Origin of the sequence: Flaviaestuariibacter amylovorans (assembly GCF_039541815.1) — a bacterium.
Taxonomy (GTDB): domain Bacteria; phylum Bacteroidota; class Bacteroidia; order Chitinophagales; family Chitinophagaceae; genus Flavisolibacter; species Flavisolibacter amylovorans.
Window position 1 is genome coordinate 287,058 of record NZ_BAABGY010000009.1, and the last position, 18,690, is coordinate 305,747.

Genomic DNA, 18,690 nt, shown 5'->3' on the forward strand with positions numbered 1-18,690 from the left:
AAAAAGCGTAGTACAGGCATTTTGACTTTTGACTTTTGAATTCGGATCAAAGAAAAGCAACACACTAAAAGAACACGTGGATATTAAGAAAGACATACTGTGGCGCGTTTACCTGAGCTTCATCTGCATCGTGGTGCTGAGCCTCGTGGTGATGGGCCGCGTCTTCTATATCCAGCGGGTAGAGGGGCCGCACTGGCGCGCCCTGTCCGACTCGCTCCACCAGAAATACGTGGAGCTCGACGCCGAGCGCGGCACCATCTACAGCGAGGACGGCCAGATGCTGAGCACGTCGATCCCCTATTTCGACGTCTATATCGACTTCGGTGCCGAAGGCCTGCGCGACAAGAACGGCAAGCGCTTCAAAGAGAACCTCGACTCCTTCGCCTTTGCGATGTCGACCTACTTCGGCGCCCGCGACTCCTCCGGCAAGGAGAAATCCGCCGTTGAATACAAAAAGGAACTGCGCCGCGCCTACAACCAGGGCAACCGCTACTATGCGCTCCGCAAGAACCTCTCCTTCGAGGAATACAAAGCCTTTCGCTCCTTCCCGCTCGTACGCCTCGGCCGCAACAAAAGTGGCGTTATCGTAGAGACCAACACGCGCCGCCTCAACCCCTTCGGGCTGCTCGCGCGCCGCACCATCGGCCTCGCCCGCGAGAACGCCCAGAACGTGGGCCTCGAGCGCACCTACGACTCGCTGCTCCGCGGCAGCACCGGCAAGCGCCTTGTGCGCTTCATCTCGCACGGCGCCTATGTGCCGGTAGAGGGCTACGAGATCGACCCCGAGAACGGAAAGGACATCATCACCACCCTCGACGTCAACATCCAGGACGTAGCCGAGAACGCGCTCATGAAGATGCTCACCGAGAGCGGTGCGCAGCACGGTACCTGCATCGTGATGGAAACGAAGACCGGCAAGGTGAAGGCCATCGCCAACCTGGGCCGCCGCCCCGACCCGGCACGGGCCGGCTTCCGCTACGACGAGGATCTTAACTACGCCCTCCATACCACCGAGCCCGGCTCCACCGTCAAGCTCGCCACCCTGCTCGCCGTGCTCGACGCCGGCGCCGTGTCGGTCAACGACCACGTGGAAGTGGGCACCGCCGGATCGCAGTACGTGGCCGTACGCAACATCAACGACGCCGAGCGTTCGCCGAAACCCGTGCTTACGGTGCGCGAAGCCTTCGCCCACTCCTCCAACGTAGGCATGGCCAAGCTCGCGCTGAAGGCCTTCGGCGAAGACCCCGACAAGTTCAAGGGCTACCTCCACCGCTACCGCCTCGACCGCCCCGCCGGCGTAGGCCTTGTAGGCGAGGAAAAGCCGATGATCCCGAAGTGGAAGCGCAACAAGGAAGGGCTGCACGCGATGCTCACCATGAGCTTCGGCTACGCCATCGAGGTAAGTCCGCTGCAGACGCTGATGCTGTATAACGCCGTGGCCAACGGCGGCAAGATGATGAAGCCCTACCTCGTGAGCGCCATCCGCGCCAACGGCAGCACGGTGCGCACCTTCGAGCCGAAGGTGCTCGACGAGCAGATCTGCAAGCCAGAAGTAGTGAAGGCCGCCCGCTCCTGCATGGAGGCCGTGGTGACCGAAGGCACTGCCAAAGAAGTGTTCAAAGACTTTCCGTTTACCGTTGCCGGCAAAACCGGTACGGCCCACGTGGCAGGCGGCAATATCCGCTACTCCGATGGGGTGTACCAGGCCTCCTTCGTAGGCTACTTCCCCGCCGATGCGCCGGAGTATTCCTGCATCGTAGTCGTGAAGACGCAGCCGCACGCCGCCAAGCACTTCGGCGGGCAGCTCGCCGCACCGGTGTTCAAGGAAGTGGCCGCCAAGCTTTTTGCCATGAACGTGCAGCAGAAGCGCAACGGCGTGATGCCGCTGCCTGCCGACTCTGCCCGTTACCTCTATGCCGGCTATGCCCCGGGCATCAAGGACATCTTCTCCTCTTTCGGCTTCCGCGTCCGCGACTCGGCCAAGGTCGACGACTGGGGCCGCTTCGACGCCTCCTTCAACGGTGCTATTGCGAAACCGGTATCCGTTCCGAAGAAATCGATTCCCGACGTGCGCCACATGACGCTCCGGGATGCCCTCTACGTGCTTGAGAACCTGAACGTGAAAGTGGTGGCCAAAGGCCGCGGCAAGGTGCTGATGCAGGACCTCGCGCCGGGCACGCCGATCACCAAGAATGTAACCATCAACCTCCTGCTCAACTAGTGAAAGCATTAACCGACATATTATACAAGGTGCGCCTGCGGGCGGTCAACGGCGACTCCAACGCGTTGGTGGCCGACGTGCAGATCGACTCGCGAAAAGTGCAGCAAGGCTCCCTCTTCGTGGCCGTGAAGGGCTCTGCCTCCGACGGGCATGCCTTCATCGCGAAGTCCCTGGAACTGGGTGCTGCCGTCATCGTATGCGAAACGCTGCCTTCCGAGCTGAAGGAAGGCGTTACCTACGTACAGGTCGAAGACAGCGCCGAGGCAGTGGGCCTCATCGCCCACAACTTTTACGGGCAGCCGTCCGACCGCGTAAAGCTTGTGGGGGTTACGGGCACCAATGGCAAGACCACCATCGCCACCCTGCTCTACAAGCTGTTCACGAAGCTCGGGTACACCTGCGGCCTCGTGAGCACCGTGGAAAACATGATCGCCGGCGAAGTGATCCCCTCCACGCACACCACGCCCGATGCCGTAAGCCTCAACGCGCTGCTGGCGCAGATGGTGGCCGCGGGCTGCACGCACGTCTTTATGGAAGTGAGCTCGCACGCGGTGCACCAGCGTCGCATCGCCGGCCTGCACTTCACGGGCGCGCTCTTCAGCAACATCACCCACGATCACCTCGACTACCACAAGACCTTCGACGAATACATCAAGGCCAAGAAAGCCTTCTTCGATGGCCTTACGGCCGACGCCTTTGCCATCACCAATGCCGACGACAAGCGCGGCGCCGTGATGCTGCAGAACACGTCGGCCACGAAATATGCCTACAGCCTCAAGACCGTGGCCGACTTCAAGGGCAAGATCCTCGAGAACGCGCTCACGGGACTCGTGATGACGGTGAACGAGCAGGAAGTGCACTTCCGCCTCATCGGCGAGTTCAACGCCTACAACCTGCTGGCTGTATACGGCGCGGCAGTGCTGCTGGGCGAGGAGAAGCAGGAGGTGCTGCAGGTACTCAGTAATAGTACGGGTGCCGAAGGCCGCTTCGACTATATCGTGTCGGCCAAGGGACGCGTGCTCGGCATTGTAGACTATGCCCATACGCCCGATGCGCTCGAGAACGTGCTGAGCACGATCAAGAAGCTGCGCAAGGGCCACGAGCAGGTGATTACGGTGGTGGGCTGCGGCGGCGACCGCGACAAGACGAAGCGCCCCGTGATGGCCGAAGTGGCCTGCAACGGGAGCGACCGCGTCATCCTCACCTCCGACAACCCCCGCACCGAGGACCCGAACGCGATCCTCGCCGACATGGAAGCCGGCCTCAACACGGCAGCAAAGCGGAAGGCCATCACCATTGCGGACCGCGGACAAGCCATCAAGACGGCCGTGAGCCTCGCCGGCCCCGACGATATTCTCCTCATTGCCGGAAAGGGTCATGAGAAATACCAGGACATCGCGGGCGTAAAGCACCACTTCGACGACAAGGAAGTGCTTCGCGATATGTTCGAACAATTGGATAAGTAGGTGAATGGTCAATGGTGAATGGTCAATAGCCTTTCGCCACGGACCGGGAGCCGGGAAACATAAACGTAACAGGAATTAAAGACAGGAACTAGAGAATGGGAGCGGGGTCGAAGTGAAGACATTCACCATTGACCATTCACCATTCACCAAAAAAGCCAACATGCTCTATCACCTCGTACACTGGCTCGAGTCGAACGGGACGCATATTCCCGGCAGCGGCGCCTTCCTGGGCACCACTACCCGCGTGATGCTGGCCGTGCTGCTGTCGCTGTTCATCACGACGGTATACGGCAAGACGCTCATCCGCTACCTGCAGAAGAAGCAGATCGGCGAGAGCGTGCGCGAGCTGGGCCTGGCGGGCGAGAACCTGAAGAAGGGCACCCCCACCATGGGCGGCATCATCATCATCCTCGCCATCCTCATCCCGACGCTGGTGTTCGCCAACCTCGAGAAGGTGTATGTGCGCCTCATGATCTTCTCCACCATCTGGCTCGGCGTCATCGGCTTTATCGACGACTACCTGAAGCTGCGCGCCAAGAAGATGGCGCAGGCACAGGGCGGCGCCTATAAGAAAAGCGACAAGGACGGCCTCGCGGGCTGGTTCAAGATCTTCGGACAGGTAGCGCTCGGCATCACGGTGGGCGCCACGCTCTGGTTCAACGGCTCGGTGAAGACCTGGCGCGAGTACCAGGGCAGCAACCCGCCGCCAGGGCATCACCAGACGCAGATCAACGGCAAAGACCGGGTGTACGTGGATGCGAAGGAAGTGATCACCACCATCCCCTTCGTGAAGGGCCACGAGTTCAACTACGGTCGCCTGCTTCCGCGCGGACTGCGCGAATATGCCTGGGTGCTGTACATCGCCATCGTGATCCTGATCGTCACGGCCGTTTCCAACGGCGCCAACCTCACCGACGGCCTCGACGGGCTGGCGGCGGGCACCTCGGCCATCATCTCGCTCGCGCTCGGCGTCTTCGCCTACGCGTCGAGCTCGCTGCTGGTGGCCGACTACCTCAACATCATGTATATCCCCAACCTGGGCGAGCTGGCGATCTTCATCGGGGCCATGATCGGGGCCTGCGTGGGCTTCCTCTGGTACAACTCGTTCCCGGCGCAGGTGTTCATGGGCGACACGGGCTCCCTCACGCTGGGCGGCCTCATCGCGGCCCTCGCCATCATCGTGCACAAGGAGCTGCTGATCCCGATCTTCTGCGGCGTGTTCCTGGTGGAGAACCTGAGCGTGATGCTGCAGGTAGGCTACTTCAAATACACGAAACGGAAATACGGCGAAGGCCGGCGCATCTTCCTCATGAGCCCGCTGCACCACCACTACCAGAAAAAGGGCTACCACGAGGTCAAGATCGTGACGCGCTTCTGGATCGTGACGCTGCTCTGCGTCGTGTTCTCGATCGTCACCCTTAAGCTACGTTAGAAGGTTCAGAGGGGTTCAGAAGGGTTTAGAAAGGTTTAGGAAGGTTGGTAGGTAACAGGTTACAAATAGACCAATAAACAAATAGACTAATAGACATTGAAAAAGCATCTTGTCATACTGGGCGGCGGCGAAAGCGGGGTGGGGGCAGCATTGCTGGCCCGCCAGCAAGGCTACGACGTGTTCCTGTGCGACGAGGGCACGCTGAAGCCGATCTACCGCGCCGAGCTCGAAGCGGCCGGTATTCCCTTCCAGGATGGGGGCGCCGACGAAGCCCGCGTGCTCGCCGCCGACGAAGTGGTGAAGAGCCCCGGCATCCCCGAGAAGAACGAACTCGTGAAGAAGATCCGCGCCAAAGGCATCCCGGTGATCTCCGAGATCGAGCTCGCGTTCCGCTATAAGGGCGACAGCACCATCATCGCCATCACCGGCTCTAACGGCAAGAGCACCACCACGGCACTGATCTACCACATCTGCCGCACGGCCGACCTCGATTGCGCCCTCGTGGGCAATATCGGGTACTCCTTTGCCAAACAGGTGGCGGAAGAGCCGAAGCCGCTCTATGTGCTCGAGATCTCCTCCTTTCAGCTCGACGACGTCGTGACGTTCCGTCCCGACGTGGCGCTGCTGATCAACATCACGGAAGACCATCTCGACCGCTACGACTACAAATTCGAGAACTATATCCGGAGCAAGTTCCGGATCGCCATGAATCAGACCGCCGATGATTACTTCATCTACAATGCAGACGACGAAGTGATCCTCGGGCACCTCGACCATATTCACAACCCCGTAAAAAAATTAGCTATGAGCATGAAGCAGAAAGCAGAGCCCGGCGCGTACATCCAGAACGATGAGCTCAACGTGAACGTACCCGGCGCGGAGCAGCAGCAGATGAGCGTGTACGACTTCGCGCTCAAGGGAAAACACAATCAATACAACACCATGGCAGCCTGTGTAGCCGGAGCCACGATGGACATCCGCAAGAACAAGATCCGCGAGGCCGTGCAGACCTTCCAGAGCCTGGAGCACCGCATGGAACCCGTGGCCACCGTACGCGGCGTCGAGTTCATCAACGACTCGAAGGCCACCAACGTGAACTCCACCTGGTATGCCCTCGAAAGCATGACGAAGCCGACCGTGCTCATCCTCGGCGGCATCGACAAGGGCAACGACTATACGCTCATCGAGGAGCTCGTGGCAGAGAAGGTGAAGGCGATCGTATGCATGGGTACCGACAACTCCAAGATCGTGGCGGCCTTCCAAGGCAAGGCCACCGTGGTGGAGACCGGCTCCGCCGCTGCCGCCGTGCAGGCTGCCTACGCCCAGGCCGCTCCGGGCGACGCCGTACTCCTGAGCCCCGCCTGCGCCTCCTTCGACCTGTTCAAGAATTACGAAGACCGCGGCCTGCAGTTCAAAGAGGCCGTCAAGAACCTGTAAGCTGATGCCGCAACAAGCCGACATATCGTTCGCGGAGCTGGCGCAAAACGCCAACCTGCTGAAGAAGACCCGTGGCGACAAGGTCATCTGGGCCCTCGTGGGGCTCCTGGTGCTCGTGTCGCTGCTGGTCGTCTACAGCGCCACGGGCTCGCTCGCCTACCAGAAATACAAGGGCAATACGGAGGTGTACCTGTTCAAGCAGATCGTCTTCATCGCCCTCGGCTTCTGCGTCATCTACTTCGCGCACCGCGTCAACTACACGCTCTACTCGCGCGTGGCCAAGGTGCTCTTCCTGCTGTCGATCCCGCTGCTGGTGTATACGCTGTTCTTCGGCGCTACCATCAACCAGGGCAGCCGCTGGATCCGCCTGCCCATCATCAACATGACGATGCAGACCTCGGACCTCGCGCGCCTCGCCCTCTTTATGTACCTCGCGCGCCTCCTGAGCCGCCGCCAGAACACGATCAAGGATTTCAAGAAGGGCTTCATTCCCGTGATCCTGCCCATCGGCATCACCTGCGCGCTCATCGCCCCGGCCAACCTGTCGACTGCCCTGCTGCTCGGCGCCACCTGCATGATGCTGCTCTTCATCGGGCGCGTATCGGGCAAGCACCTGCTGCTCGTGGTCGGCGCCGCCGCCATCCCGGTGTTCATGCTCGTGTCGGCCGCCATGATCAAGCACAAGACGGGCGGCGAGGAGGAAGAGGCCACCGTAGCGCAAACAACGACCTCCTCCAACCCGCTCACCCGCCGTGTATCCACCTGGGTGAGCCGTGTGGAGAACTATATGTATGGCTCGAAGGAAGTGCTGAGCGACGACTCCTACCAGACCGACCAGGCCAAGATCGCCATCGCCCAGGGCGGGATCTTCGGCGTGGGACCGGGGAACAGCACGCAGCGCAACTTCCTGCCGCAGGCCTATAACGACTTTATCTACGCGATCATCATCGAGGAATACGGACTCCTCGGCGCCGCGTTCATCATCTTCATCTACCTCGCGCTGCTCTTCCGCTGCATCCGGCTGTACAAGCGCTGCCCGTATGCCTTCGGTGCCTTCCTGGCGCTCGGGCTCTCGTTCACGCTCGTGTTCCAGGCGATGGCCAACATGGCGGTCAACGTCAACCTCTTCCCGGTAACGGGGGTGACGCTGCCGCTGGTGTCGATGGGCGGATCCTCCTTCCTCTTCACCTGCCTCTCGATCGGGATCATCCTGAGCGTTGCGCGCAACGTGGAGCAGCACGAAGGCAAGGAGCGGCTGAAGGAAGAGCGCGCCCAGCGCAAGGCCGAGGCCGATGCGGCCGGTGCCGAAGACGAAGAGGCGATCATTGAAGAAACAGAAGGAGTAGTGGTATAAGCATGGCAAAGAAGATCATCATAGCAGGCGGCGGCACAGGCGGGCATATCTTCCCGGCCCTGGCCATCGCCAATGCGCTGAAGCAGCTGGACCCCGGGGTGGAGCTCCTCTTCGTGGGCGCCCGTGGCAGAATGGAGATGGAAAAAGTACCGCAGGCCGGCTACCCGATCAAGGGGCTCGACATTGCGGGATTCAACAGGAGCTCTTTGTTAAAGAATATCGCGCTGCCCTTCAAGCTCATCAGGAGCTTCTTCCAGGTGCGCCGCATCTTCAACGACTTCGCTCCCGATGCCGCCATCGGCGTCGGTGGCTACTCCTCGTTCCCGGTGCTGCGCCTCGCGCAGGCTCGTGGCATCCCAACCTTCATCCACGAGAGCAACTCGTTTGCAGGCCGGGCCAACCAGATGCTGGGACGCAAGGCGGCCGCCATCTTCGTGGCGGGTGAAGGCATGCAGCAGTTCTTCCCGGCTGAGAAGCTGGTGCTCACGGGTAACCCGGTGCGCCCCGGCATCGTGAAGACGGCCGGCATCCCGAAAGGGGAGGCCCTGCGCTTCTTCGGGCTGCAGGAAGGCAAGCCCACCGTGCTGGCCGTAGGCGGCTCGCTGGGCGCGCGCTCCATCAACGAGGCGCTGGCGGCGGGCTTCCAGGAGCTTGCCGACGCTGGGCTGCAGCTCATCTGGCAAACCGGCAAGACCGACGCCGCCCGCTGGAAGCAGAAGGCCGACGGCAGCCGCGGGCTCTGGGTAGGCGACTTCATCACGCAGATGGAGCAGGCCTATGCCGCGGCCGACATCGTGGTGTCGCGTGCAGGCGCCATGGCGGTAGCCGAGCTCTGCGTGGTAGGACGCCCGGTGCTCTTCGTGCCCTATCCCCATGCGGCGGAAGACCACCAGACGGCCAATGCCCGCGCCCTCGTGGAGCAGGATGCCGCCCTGATGGTGCCCGACGCCGAGGCGGGCGCCCGCATCGTACCCGAGCTCATCGCCCTGGCGAAGAGCCCGGCAAAGCAGGAACAGTTAACTCGAAATATCAAGAAGCTCGGCGTCACCAACGCCGACGAGACGATTGCACAAGCCATTTTAAACAGAATCGCGAACAGCTGAACATGAGCAACGAACCACAGGTACCGGCAGCGCCACCACTCGCTACGGTCAAAGACATTCGTACCGTGTATTTCATCGGTATCGGCGGCATCGGGATGAGCGCCCTGGCGCGCTATTTCAAGGCCCGCGGCGCCGCCGTGAGCGGCTACGATAAGACTGAGAGCGAGCTCACGCAGGCCCTCGTGGCCGAAGGCATCACCGTGTACTACGACGAGAACGTGGAGCGCGCGCCCAAAGCCGCGCAGCTCGTGGTGTACACGCCCGCCGTTCCGAAGGAGCATGCCGAGCTAGTGTGGTACCAGCAGAACGGCTACCGCGTGGTGAAGCGCTCCGACGTGCTCGGCGCCATCACCAACGACCAGTTCAACATCTCCGTGGCCGGCACGCACGGCAAGACCACCACCACCACCATGGTGGCGCACATCATCCGCCACGCCGGAGAGGGCGGCAACGCCTTCCTGGGCGGGATCTCCGTAAACTACGGCACCAACTTCTGGCAGTCGTTCAACGACCTGGCCATCGTGGAGGCCGACGAGTACGACCGCTCCTTCTGGAAGCTGAGCCCCGACATCGCCATCATCACCTCCATGGACCCCGACCACCTCGACATCTATGGCGATGAAAAGACGATGCAGGACGCCTTCGTGACCTTCGGCAACAAGATCAAGCCGGGCGGACGCCTCATCCATAAGTTCGGCCTTGGCCGGGCGAAGGAGATCACGGTCGACAACAAGTGGAGTTACAGCCTGCAGAACGATGCGGCCGACGTATACGCATCGGACATCCGCGTGTCGGAAGGCGGCTACGAGTTCGACGTGCAGCTGCCCGATACTTCCATATACGACGTGCGCCTCAACATCGGCGGCATGCACAATGTGGAGAACTGCATCGCGGCCATCGCCGTGGCGCACTGCCTGCACATCCCGTCGGACCGCATCCGCAACGCGGTGGGGGATTTCAAGGGGGTGAAGCGCCGCTTCGAGTACATTGTTCCGCCATTGAAAAAGGTGAAGGGTGCGTACGTGCAGCCGGTGCTCATCGACGACTACGCGCACCATCCGGAAGAGCTGAATGCCCTACTGAAGAGCGCCCGGAGCCTCTTTCCGCAGCGTATAATTACGGTGGTCTTCCAGCCGCACCTGTTTAGTCGAACAAAAGACCTGTTTCACGGATTTGCCAAGAGTTTGGAATGGGCGGATCGCATAATTTTGCTGCCCATCTATCCTGCCCGCGAGCTGCCGATTGAAGGCGTCACGAGTGAAATGATCCTTACCGAAATCGACCGGGAGGACAAGCACGCGCTGACGAAAGAGGAGCTGCTCTCCTGGGCAAAAACCCACTCAAAAAAGCTAGACAAGGAGTTCGGAGAGGTCATCATCACGGCTGGCGCCGGTGATATCGATGCCCTTGTGCCCGCGCTCAAAGAGATATACGCAAACGCCTGATGACGAAGAAGCGCCTCATAGCAAAGATCCTGACCCTGTTTTTCTGGGTACTCTCCGGAGCGGGGCTGATCACGCTTTTGGTTGCGGCCAACCGCCGCGACGCGGGCCATGCCGTGCGTGCCGTGAAAATCTCCATCAAGGGCGACGGCGAGCAGTTCTTCATCGACAAGGCCGACATCCTGCAGCTGCTCACCAAAGCACAGGGTGCGCCGGTAAAAGGCCGCCCGCTCGAGCAGCTCGACCTTGCCCGCCTCGAGGTAAGCCTCGAAAAGGGCGTCTGGATTCGCAATGCCGAGCTCTGGGTCGATAGCCGCGACGTGCTGCACGTGCAGGTAACGGAGCGGGAGCCCGTAGCCCGTGTGTTCACCACCGCCGGCACCTCGTTCTATATCGACTCGTCGGGCCAGCGGATGCCGCTGCTCGAAAAGGAGAGTGCCCGCGTGCTGGTGGTGACCGGTTACCCCGAGGGCCCGCGCTACAGCCGTGCCGACTCGGTTCGGATGCAGGAAGTGAAAACCATTGCAGGCCGGGTGGCAGCCGACGATTTCTGGAAGGAGCAGCTTGCCCAGCTCGACCTCGTGCCGGGTGGCTACGAGGCCGTTCCGGTGGTCGGCAACGGGCTGATCCGCCTCGGCGATGCCGGCGACCTCGAGCGCAAGCTCGCCCGCCTGCACCTTTTCTATAAGAATGTGCTCGCCAAAACCGGCTTCGACCGCTACGCCGTTGTGGACGTGCGCTTTGCCGGCCAGGTAGTAGGCGTACGCCGCGGACCCGTTTCGGCAGTGGACTCGATCCAGCTGCAGAAGAACATCGAGGAGCTGCTGGCCCGCTCGCAGGCGCAGATGCTGCACGACTCCCTCGCTGCCGTGGAGCAGCTGGCCGCCGCCGCCGAAAGCGCGCATGCCCGCCAGACGATGCCCCTCGACTCGATCGGGAACCGCGCCGAACCGGGCTACCGCAACGAGCCGCCCGCGGCACCCACGGCCGACAGCGCCCGCCGCCCGCCGGCAGTAACGCCGGTAGTGACGCCGCGCACAACGACCGGGCCGGCTACCCGCACGGTGCCGGCGGCAACCGTGCCGGCGCGCAACAATGGAGCAAGGCCGGCCGTTACCCCGGCAAATCGCGCCGCCGCCACCCGCAGCACCGCCACACCGCCGAAGGCCACGATGCCGGCCCGGCGAAACAGCGGGCAGACGACGCCGCCGAAGCCCGCCCCGCGACGGACTACGACGGCACCCACGAATGAGTATTAAGAAAAACCAACGGATATACACCCTTTGACCCATCGAAACCAGGAACAGCAACTAAAAACAACCTAAAGACATGAACAACGAGCAACCAATCATCGTGGGGCTGGACATCGGCACTACCAAGATCGCGGTCATTGCCGGACGAAAGAACGAGTTCGGCAAGCTGGAGATCCTGGGTTTTGGCCGCTCCAACTCCAATGGTGTAAAGCACGGGCAGGTGCTGAACATCGACGAGACCATCAAGGCCATCCGGCAGGCACTCGACAACTGCTACTCCTCCAACCCCAACCTGGAGGTGAATGAAGTGTACGTGGGCATCGCCGGCCACCACATCAAGAGCCTGCAGACGCGGGGCGACATTGTACGCCACAACACCGACGACGAGATCTCCCAGAAAGAGATCGACCAGCTGATCTCCGACCAGTACAAGACGTACATCCCGGCCGGCGACCAGATCATCGATGTGATCCCGCAGGAGTTCACGGTGGACAATTTTCAAAACATTCCCGACCCGATCGGCTACAGCGGGGTGAAGGTGGGCGCCAACTTCCACATCATCACCGGCGACAAGAACGCCATCCGCAACATCAACCGGTCGGTGGAAAAGAGCAACCTCATCACCAAGGACCTCGTGCTCCAGCCCCTCGCTTCCTCGGCGGCCGTCATGGCGCAGGAAGACCTCGAGGCCGGCGTGGCCATCGTGGACATCGGCGGCGGTACCACCGACCTGGCCGTGTTCTACGAGGGCATCCTGAAGCACACCGCGGTGATCCCGTTTGCCGGTGAGAACATCACCAACGATATCAAGACCGGACTCGGTGTGCTGAAGACGCAGGCCGAGCAGATGAAGGTGCAGTTCGGTTCCGCCCTCTCCAACGAGGCGAAGGCCAACGCCTACATCACGATCCCGGGCCTGCGCGGCATGCCCTCCAAGGAGATCTCGGTGAAGAACCTCGCCAACATTATCCAGGCGCGCATGAGCGAGATCCTCGACTTCGTGACCTACCACCTGAAGCAGGTGGGCCTCGACAGCCGCATGCTCAACGGCGGCATCATCCTCACGGGTGGCGGCTCGCAGCTGAAGCACCTCATTCAGCTGACCGAGTATGTGACCGGCCTTAACGCCCGCATTGGTCTGCCTACGGAGCACCTCGCCTCGGGGCATATCGAGGAGCTGGCGAAGCCCACGTACTCCACTTGCCTGGGCCTCATCCTGAAGGGCTACGACGACTACGAGCACAACCGCAAGCAGTTCGAGCACGACTACCGCCGCGTAGAGGTGCCCGACACCCTGCGCACGGAAGAGCCCGTACCCACGCAGCACGAAGGTCACCTGGTGATCCCGGCCGCTACGGCAGCCACCCGCACCAAGGGCATGACCAACGGCTTCTGGGGTAAGTTCAAGAACAGCCTCATCGACATCTTTAAAGAAGAAGAGGACCACCAGCTGTGATGCCGGCAATCGGCAATCCGGAATCGGCAATGCGTACTCTGTATCTCAGACGCATTCCCGATTAGCGATTCCCGATTCCCGCAAGCCACCATCGTTCGACCACCATTAATACGCTTCACCGCATTTCTACGGAAACGCACTAACTATATACTATGATCCACTTTGATCTGCCCAAGGAGAAATCTTCCATCATAAAAGTCATCGGCATCGGTGGCGGCGGCTCCAACGCCGTGAACCACATGTTCACCCAGGATATCGAAGGCGTGAACTTCATCATTGCCAACACCGACGCGCAATCGATCGCCCAGAGCCCCGTGCCTAACAAGGTGCAGCTCGGGCCCCACCTGACGCAGGGCCTCGGCGCCGGCGCCAACCCCGAGATCGGCCGCCAGGCCACCGAGGAAAGCCTCGAGGAGCTCAAGTCGATGCTCGAGGTCAATACCAAGATGGCCTTCGTAACGGCCGGCATGGGTGGCGGCACGGGCACCGGCGGCGCGCCCATCATCGCCAAGATCTGCAAGGACCTCGGCATCCTCACCGTGGGCATCGTAACGACCCCCTTCGCCTACGAAGGCCGCAAGCGCCAGCTGCAGGCCGAGGAAGGCATCAAGAACCTGAAGAACTACGTAGACACGCTGCTCGTGATCTCGAACGACAAGCTGCGTCACCAGTTCGGTAACCTCAAGATGCGCGAGGCATTCGCGAAGGCCGACAACGTGCTGGCCACGGCTGCCAAGTGTATCACCGACGTCATCAACAGCACCGGCCAGATCAACGTCGACTTTGCCGATGTGTGCACCGTTATGAAGAACGGTGGCGTGGCCATCCTCGGCAACGCCGCCTGCGACGGCGACGGCCGTGCTCAGCGCGCCATCGAAGAGGCCCTCAACTCGCCGCTGCTCAACGACAACGAGATCCGCGGCGCCAAGTGGATCCTCATCAACATCAACTCCGCCGAAGGCGAGCACGAGTTCACGATGGACGAAGTGGACATCATCCAGAACTACCTGCTGTCGCAGGCCGGCGAGCACACCGACGTGATCCTCGGTCTTGGCTACGACAACTCGCTTGGCTCCAAGCTGGGCATCACGCTCATTGCTACGGGCTTCGAGCACAAGGATCCCTTCACGGTGCGCAGCACCACGTCGCAGCAGGCCACGGCACCCGTGGCGCCGCGCGAAGAGAAGATCGTGCTGACCCTCGGCGACACGCCGAAGCCGAAAGCGGAAGCACCGGCCCCGCAGCCCCCGGCCGACCCGCTGGCCCCCCAGCTGGTAGACGAAACCGCGCTGCCGCCCCTGGAGCTGCAGCCCGAGCTGCCCCTGGTGCATGCGTTTACGCAGGAGCCTGCCGACGACGACGCCCCCGTGCTGCTGCAGCTGACCCTGCGCGACGAGGCCGCCGAGCGGGAGCGCGAGCGCCTCGAACTGGAAGCACAAAAGCGGCAGCTGGACGATAAGTTCGAGCAGCTCCGTCAGAATATTATCGGCAATGCCGCCCCCCAGCAGGGAAGCGGCGCCGGCAACGCTACCCAGCCGTCTGCAGCGGCCGGGGGTTATCTGGCCAGACCGTCCAATATCTACGCAGATTCCAGACCGGATGTATCCACACCCAGTTCTGCAGGAAAGCCCGCCCCGGGACCTATTGCATCCAATGAAGACGAGGAAACCTTCAATATGCAACTGGTGATCCGTGGTGAAATTCCAGCGGCGGATGTAACCGCGCCTCATCAAGCTCACACGCCAAACAACCTCCCGGCCGAGGACCCTGCACCGCAGGACGTGGCTGGAGACGAGAAACGTAAGGCGGCCGAACGTTTGCAGAAATTGAGAAATCTGTCATTCAACCTCAATTCGGCCGACCCCAATAACGAGTTTGAATCGGTACCGGCTTACATCCGCCGCAATATGGAATTGCACAACAATTCCAGCAGCGTCGAAAACTTCTACAGCAATTATTCCGTGCGTCCGGATGGCAACAACGGCGCATCGATCTCTACGATCAATACCTTCCTGGACGGCAAGAAGCCGGACTAAAATCGGTGCCTGGTCTGCCCGGCCAGGTTTCCATTCCGTTGAAAACAGCCTTTGGGCTACTGTTTTTAGTTGTGAGCCCCCGGCCTCGTGCCGGGGGCTTTTTATTGGTACTGCCGGCTTCCCGGGTTCAGGAAAGTTGTATCTTGTTTGTACCAAAACCGTATTAATACAATGACTGCCTTCGACTTCAACGATTTGGTGAAACAACGCCCTTCGGAGGAACTGCTCCAGGCTGTGGTGAGTCCGGACAACTACCAGGAAGCATTCGTGGCTGCCGCCGAAGCGGAACTGGGGCGGCGTGGTACGGACCTCGAGCCCTACCTGCGGCAACGCACGCACCGGCAGCGATTCCTGGACGGGCTGCGTAAGCCCGAAGAGGCGGGCAGTGAGCCGCTCATCGCCGCGGGCTTTATCTCGGCGCTGCTGGGCGGGCCGGTCGGGATCCTGATCGGCTATCACTTCCGCTATGCCCGGCAACGGATCGCAGGCGTCGAAGAAGGGTATCGATACCGGCAGCGCACCCGCTCACTGGGCGAGGTCATGATGGTGATCGGGTCGGTCGTGTTCTTCGCCTTACTCGTCTCTAGGTTTACCGGCGCCTGAAGGCTGCTTCGGGTCCGGTGCTGTATCTTCACCGTCGCGAACTAAAAGATCCTGCTTATGACTCCTGTTCTTTCCACCTTCCGTAGCCTGTTGCTTGGCCTTTCTCTTCTTTGTGCGGCCACTACAGCCGCCCAGACGAAATCCGCTTACGACCCCAAACTGGCCGACTCGCTCGGCGGTGAGCCCAACGGCATGAAGCAGTATGTGCTCGTGATCCTCAAGACAGGGCCCACGGTGGAGAACGACAAGGCGAAGCGCGACTCCCTGTTCAAAGGCCACTTCGCCAACATGGAGCGCATGGTGGCCCAAGGGAAGCTGCTCGTGGCGGGACCCATCCAGAAGAACGAGCGCCAGTACCGCGGTATCTTCATCCTTAATGTAAAAACGATCGCCGAAGCCGAGGCACTGGTGGCCAACGACAGCGCTGTTTCGTCGGGCGTGCTCGCCCCGGAGTATTACCTCTGGTACGGGTCGGCGGCCCTCCCCATGTACCTGCCCTATGCCGACAAGGTAACGAAGCCGAAGAACTGATGGTGCCAATCGTCGTCGCCTGGTACCGCCGGGGCTTTTTTCTGCCTGCCCTGGAACAAGGCCGCCGTTCGATGCGCGCGGGAACGGTCGAAAGGATGGGAGCCGTTTCACTGGCACGGTTCTTTTGCCCGGGTTGCGCACGTAGCTGAACGAAGCATCTATGATCGTCGAGAAGAAAGTTCCTTTTTCGTACATCCTCAACAAGGTCCGGTACGACCTGCTCTTCGTGTTGGCGTTGAGCATCCTGATCAACCTGGCCGCCAACCGGTTCACCAACCGCATTCCCGAAATGCCGCTCTCGGTGGCCGCCTTCCTGGGTACGGCCATTTCCATCCTGCTTTCCTTCAAGCTTTCCCAATCCTACGACCGTTGGTGGGAGGCCCGCAAGGTATGGGGTGCCATCGTCAACGATTCGCGTAGCCTCATCCTGCAACTCCAGCAGTTTGCCGGCACCGACGCGCCGCTGCAGCGGCTTGCCCACCGCCAGATCGCCTGGTGCTACGTGCTCGGACGCAGCCTCAGGGGGCAGCCGCCGCTCGACGGCATCGGCGACCTGCTGCAGGAAGCGGAGCTGGAGCGCGTGGCCACGCACCGCAATATGCCGCTTGCGCTCCTGAGGCAGCACGGCGCCGATCTGCGCGCGTTGCAGGAGGCCGGACAGCTCTCCTGGTACGGACAGGTGCAGCTCGACGCTACCTTGGTGCGGCTCACCGATGCCATGGGCAAGGCGGAGCGGATCAACGGCACGGTGTTCCCGGTCACGTACCGGCTTTTTCTTCACTATGCCATCTACCTCTTCGTGGTGGTGCTGTCCATCGCGCTGAAAGACGTGGCGCCGGTGTTCGAGATACCGCTGCTGGTGCTCATCGCCTCCGTGTTCTTCCTGCTCGAGAAGTCGGCTTTTCACCTGCAGGATCCATTCCGGAACCGGCCCAGCGACATTCCCGTGACGGCCATCGCCCGCACCATCGAGATCAATATCCGGCAGCTGATGGGCGAGGCGGACATTCCCGGCCCCGCAACCCCGGAAGGTTTTTATTTGTTGTGACCGTCACCGATATTCGCAGTAAATCACCGTTAGCTATGTATACGCATTCGAAAGAAACACAGAGCCAGTTGACACCCGAGCTGGCCTTCGATATCCTCAAGGAAGGCAATCAGCGCTTCGTTAAAAACCTCAAGGCCAACCGCGACCTGCTGAAGCAGGTGAACGAAACGAAAGAGGGGCAGTTTCCGTTCGCCACCATCCTGAGCTGCATGGACTCCCGTACGTCGGCAGAGCTCGTCTTCGACCAGGGCCTCGGCGATATCTTCAGCATCCGGATCGCGGGCAACGTGCTGAACGAAGACATCCTCGGCAGCATGGAGTTTGCCACCAAGGTAGTGGGCACCAAGATCCTCCTGGTGCTCGGCCATACGCGCTGCGGCGCCATCGTGGGCGCTTGCAACGGCGTGCAGCTCGGACACCTCACGGGTGTGCTGGCACGCGTGCATCCCGCCATCGAGGCCGAGGCCAAAGAAGGCCATACCGGCGATGGTAAGGACCGCGAGTTCGTGAACCGCATCACCGAGCGCAACGTGCGCCTCACCATGGAGCGGATCTACAACGAAAGCCCCGTCATCAGGGAGCTCGTAGACGCCGGAGCCGTGAAGATCGCGGGCGGTGTTTATGCCGTGGAGACCGGTGAGGTTACCTTCTTCGAAGACTGATCCATAGTCAGGAAGTGGTGTCTGAACCCGGAAGCCCCTGTTTCCCGGAAGGCGTGAAGCGTCAGGCGTGAGCGAAGACGCGTTACAGCCGGGCACTTACTTCTATCGCCTCGCGATGAACCAAGGGAAGGTCATTATACAGACGAGTGCTACACACGTTAATAAAGCGCCCGGTGCAGACGATGTCTGCCGCCGGGCGCTTTTCTTTTCGGTTGACCCCGCTTAGCCGCGCATATTCATCAGGTCGATCATCAGGTTGAAGGAATCCATCGAGCTCGGGTTATTGACCTTGAACGGCTTTACGATATAGCCCGATACGCCGAGGGCCTTGGCCGACTGCCGGTCGAAGGGCTCATCGGAGGTGGTGATGATGAAGCACCGGAGCCCTTTCCAGCGCTCGTCGGCGCGCAGCGCCTGCAGAAACTCCAGCCCGTTCATTTTGGGCATATTGATGTCGATGAGCGCGATGTCGGGCTGCACCGACGGCTCTTCGCCGGCGAGCTGGCCCAAGAGGCGCAGCCCTTCCTCCCCATTGCGGGCATGGTGCAGGTGGTACACGATCTTCATCTTGTCGAGCGTGCGGCGGATGTCCATCACGTCGAGCGGGTCGTCTTCCACCATGAGGATGTTGATCACTTTTGACATG

General features: G+C 61.1%; 15 protein-coding genes. 14 read left to right on the plus strand and 1 reads right to left on the minus strand.

Features of this window, described 5'->3' with window-relative positions:
• Positions 1-76: 76 nt before the first annotated feature.
• The 14 genes from ABD937_RS16600 (at position 77) to ABD937_RS16665 (ending at position 18,044) form a co-directional block, all read left to right on the plus strand.
• The gene (locus tag ABD937_RS16600; protein ID WP_345256906.1) at positions 77-2,221 is read left to right on the plus strand and encodes a penicillin-binding protein; all 2,145 of its coding nucleotides are present in this window, start codon (positions 77-79) and stop codon (positions 2,219-2,221) included.
• Complete coding sequence (locus ABD937_RS16605; protein WP_345256907.1) at positions 2,221-3,687, plus strand: UDP-N-acetylmuramoyl-L-alanyl-D-glutamate--2,6-diaminopimelate ligase; 1,467 nt, start codon at positions 2,221-2,223, stop codon at positions 3,685-3,687. The genes ABD937_RS16600 and ABD937_RS16605 overlap by 1 nt, the downstream gene beginning before the upstream one ends.
• A 160-nt stretch (positions 3,688-3,847) precedes the next feature.
• Positions 3,848-5,119: a phospho-N-acetylmuramoyl-pentapeptide-transferase gene (gene mraY / locus ABD937_RS16610; RefSeq protein WP_345256908.1), complete on the plus strand. Its 1,272-nt coding sequence runs from the start codon at positions 3,848-3,850 to the stop codon at positions 5,117-5,119.
• 96 nt (positions 5,120-5,215) lie between these two features.
• The gene (gene murD, locus ABD937_RS16615) at positions 5,216-6,556 is read left to right on the plus strand and encodes a UDP-N-acetylmuramoyl-L-alanine--D-glutamate ligase (RefSeq protein WP_345256909.1); all 1,341 of its coding nucleotides are present in this window, start codon (positions 5,216-5,218) and stop codon (positions 6,554-6,556) included.
• Positions 6,557-6,560: 4 nt separating this feature from the next.
• Positions 6,561-7,910: an FtsW/RodA/SpoVE family cell cycle protein gene (locus ABD937_RS16620; protein ID WP_345256910.1), complete on the plus strand. Its 1,350-nt coding sequence runs from the start codon at positions 6,561-6,563 to the stop codon at positions 7,908-7,910.
• 2 nt (positions 7,911-7,912) lie between these two features.
• A complete protein-coding gene (gene murG / locus ABD937_RS16625; RefSeq protein ID WP_345256911.1) occupies positions 7,913-9,013 on the plus strand; it encodes an undecaprenyldiphospho-muramoylpentapeptide beta-N-acetylglucosaminyltransferase in 1,101 nt (366 codons plus the stop codon).
• A gap of 2 nt (positions 9,014-9,015) precedes the next feature.
• A complete protein-coding gene (gene murC / locus ABD937_RS16630; protein ID WP_345256912.1) occupies positions 9,016-10,458 on the plus strand; it encodes a UDP-N-acetylmuramate--L-alanine ligase in 1,443 nt (480 codons plus the stop codon).
• Entirely contained in the window at positions 10,458-11,714 is a 1,257-nt protein-coding gene (locus ABD937_RS16635) for a cell division protein FtsQ/DivIB (protein WP_345256913.1), read from the plus strand. The genes murC and ABD937_RS16635 overlap by 1 nt, the downstream gene beginning before the upstream one ends.
• A 70-nt stretch (positions 11,715-11,784) precedes the next feature.
• On the plus strand, positions 11,785-13,164 hold the full coding sequence (gene ftsA, locus ABD937_RS16640) for a cell division protein FtsA (protein WP_345256914.1): 1,380 nt from the start codon (positions 11,785-11,787) through the stop codon (positions 13,162-13,164).
• A gap of 152 nt (positions 13,165-13,316) precedes the next feature.
• Positions 13,317-15,200, plus strand: coding sequence for a cell division protein FtsZ (gene ftsZ / locus ABD937_RS16645; RefSeq protein WP_345256915.1), 1,884 nt, complete (start codon positions 13,317-13,319; stop codon positions 15,198-15,200).
• A 171-nt stretch (positions 15,201-15,371) separates the two neighbouring features.
• A complete protein-coding gene (locus ABD937_RS16650) occupies positions 15,372-15,803 on the plus strand; it encodes a hypothetical protein (protein ID WP_345256916.1) in 432 nt (143 codons plus the stop codon).
• Between the two features lie 57 nt (positions 15,804-15,860).
• Positions 15,861-16,334 (plus strand): YciI family protein, encoded by a 474-nt coding sequence (locus tag ABD937_RS16655; RefSeq protein WP_345256917.1) that lies wholly within the window; start codon positions 15,861-15,863, stop codon positions 16,332-16,334.
• 160 nt (positions 16,335-16,494) lie between these two features.
• Entirely contained in the window at positions 16,495-17,382 is an 888-nt protein-coding gene (locus ABD937_RS16660) for a bestrophin family protein (protein ID WP_345256918.1), read from the plus strand.
• A gap of 35 nt (positions 17,383-17,417) precedes the next feature.
• Positions 17,418-18,044 carry a carbonic anhydrase family protein gene (locus ABD937_RS16665; RefSeq protein WP_345256919.1) on the plus strand — a complete coding sequence of 209 codons (627 nt, stop codon included), beginning with the start codon at positions 17,418-17,420 and terminating at the stop codon, positions 18,042-18,044.
• A gap of 222 nt (positions 18,045-18,266) precedes the next feature.
• On the opposite strand, the gene ABD937_RS16670 is transcribed toward ABD937_RS16665, so the two are convergent.
• Positions 18,267-18,689 (minus strand): response regulator, encoded by a 423-nt coding sequence (locus tag ABD937_RS16670; RefSeq protein ID WP_345256920.1) that lies wholly within the window; start codon positions 18,687-18,689, stop codon positions 18,267-18,269.
• Position 18,690: the final 1 nt, after the last annotated feature.

What these genes read in the sequence shown, in the direction of transcription:
- mraY (WP_345256908.1), top strand. Translation starts at nt 3,848, where the DNA reads ATGCTCTATCACCTCGTACACTGGCTCGAGTCGAACGGGACGCATATT.
- ABD937_RS16620 (WP_345256910.1), top strand. Translation starts at nt 6,561, where the DNA reads ATGCCGCAACAAGCCGACATATCGTTCGCGGAGCTGGCGCAAAACGCC.
- murG (WP_345256911.1), top strand. Translation starts at nt 7,913, where the DNA reads ATGGCAAAGAAGATCATCATAGCAGGCGGCGGCACAGGCGGGCATATC.
- murC (WP_345256912.1), top strand. Translation starts at nt 9,016, where the DNA reads ATGAGCAACGAACCACAGGTACCGGCAGCGCCACCACTCGCTACGGTC.
- ABD937_RS16635 (WP_345256913.1), top strand. Translation starts at nt 10,458, where the DNA reads ATGACGAAGAAGCGCCTCATAGCAAAGATCCTGACCCTGTTTTTCTGG.
- ftsA (WP_345256914.1), top strand. Translation starts at nt 11,785, where the DNA reads ATGAACAACGAGCAACCAATCATCGTGGGGCTGGACATCGGCACTACC.
- ftsZ (WP_345256915.1), top strand. Translation starts at nt 13,317, where the DNA reads ATGATCCACTTTGATCTGCCCAAGGAGAAATCTTCCATCATAAAAGTC.
- ABD937_RS16650 (WP_345256916.1), top strand. Translation starts at nt 15,372, where the DNA reads ATGACTGCCTTCGACTTCAACGATTTGGTGAAACAACGCCCTTCGGAG.
- ABD937_RS16655 (WP_345256917.1), top strand. Translation starts at nt 15,861, where the DNA reads ATGACTCCTGTTCTTTCCACCTTCCGTAGCCTGTTGCTTGGCCTTTCT.
- ABD937_RS16660 (WP_345256918.1), top strand. Translation starts at nt 16,495, where the DNA reads ATGATCGTCGAGAAGAAAGTTCCTTTTTCGTACATCCTCAACAAGGTC.
- ABD937_RS16665 (WP_345256919.1), top strand. Translation starts at nt 17,418, where the DNA reads ATGTATACGCATTCGAAAGAAACACAGAGCCAGTTGACACCCGAGCTG.
- ABD937_RS16670 (WP_345256920.1), bottom strand. Translation starts at nt 18,689, where the DNA reads ATGTCAAAAGTGATCAACATCCTCATGGTGGAAGACGACCCGCTCGAC.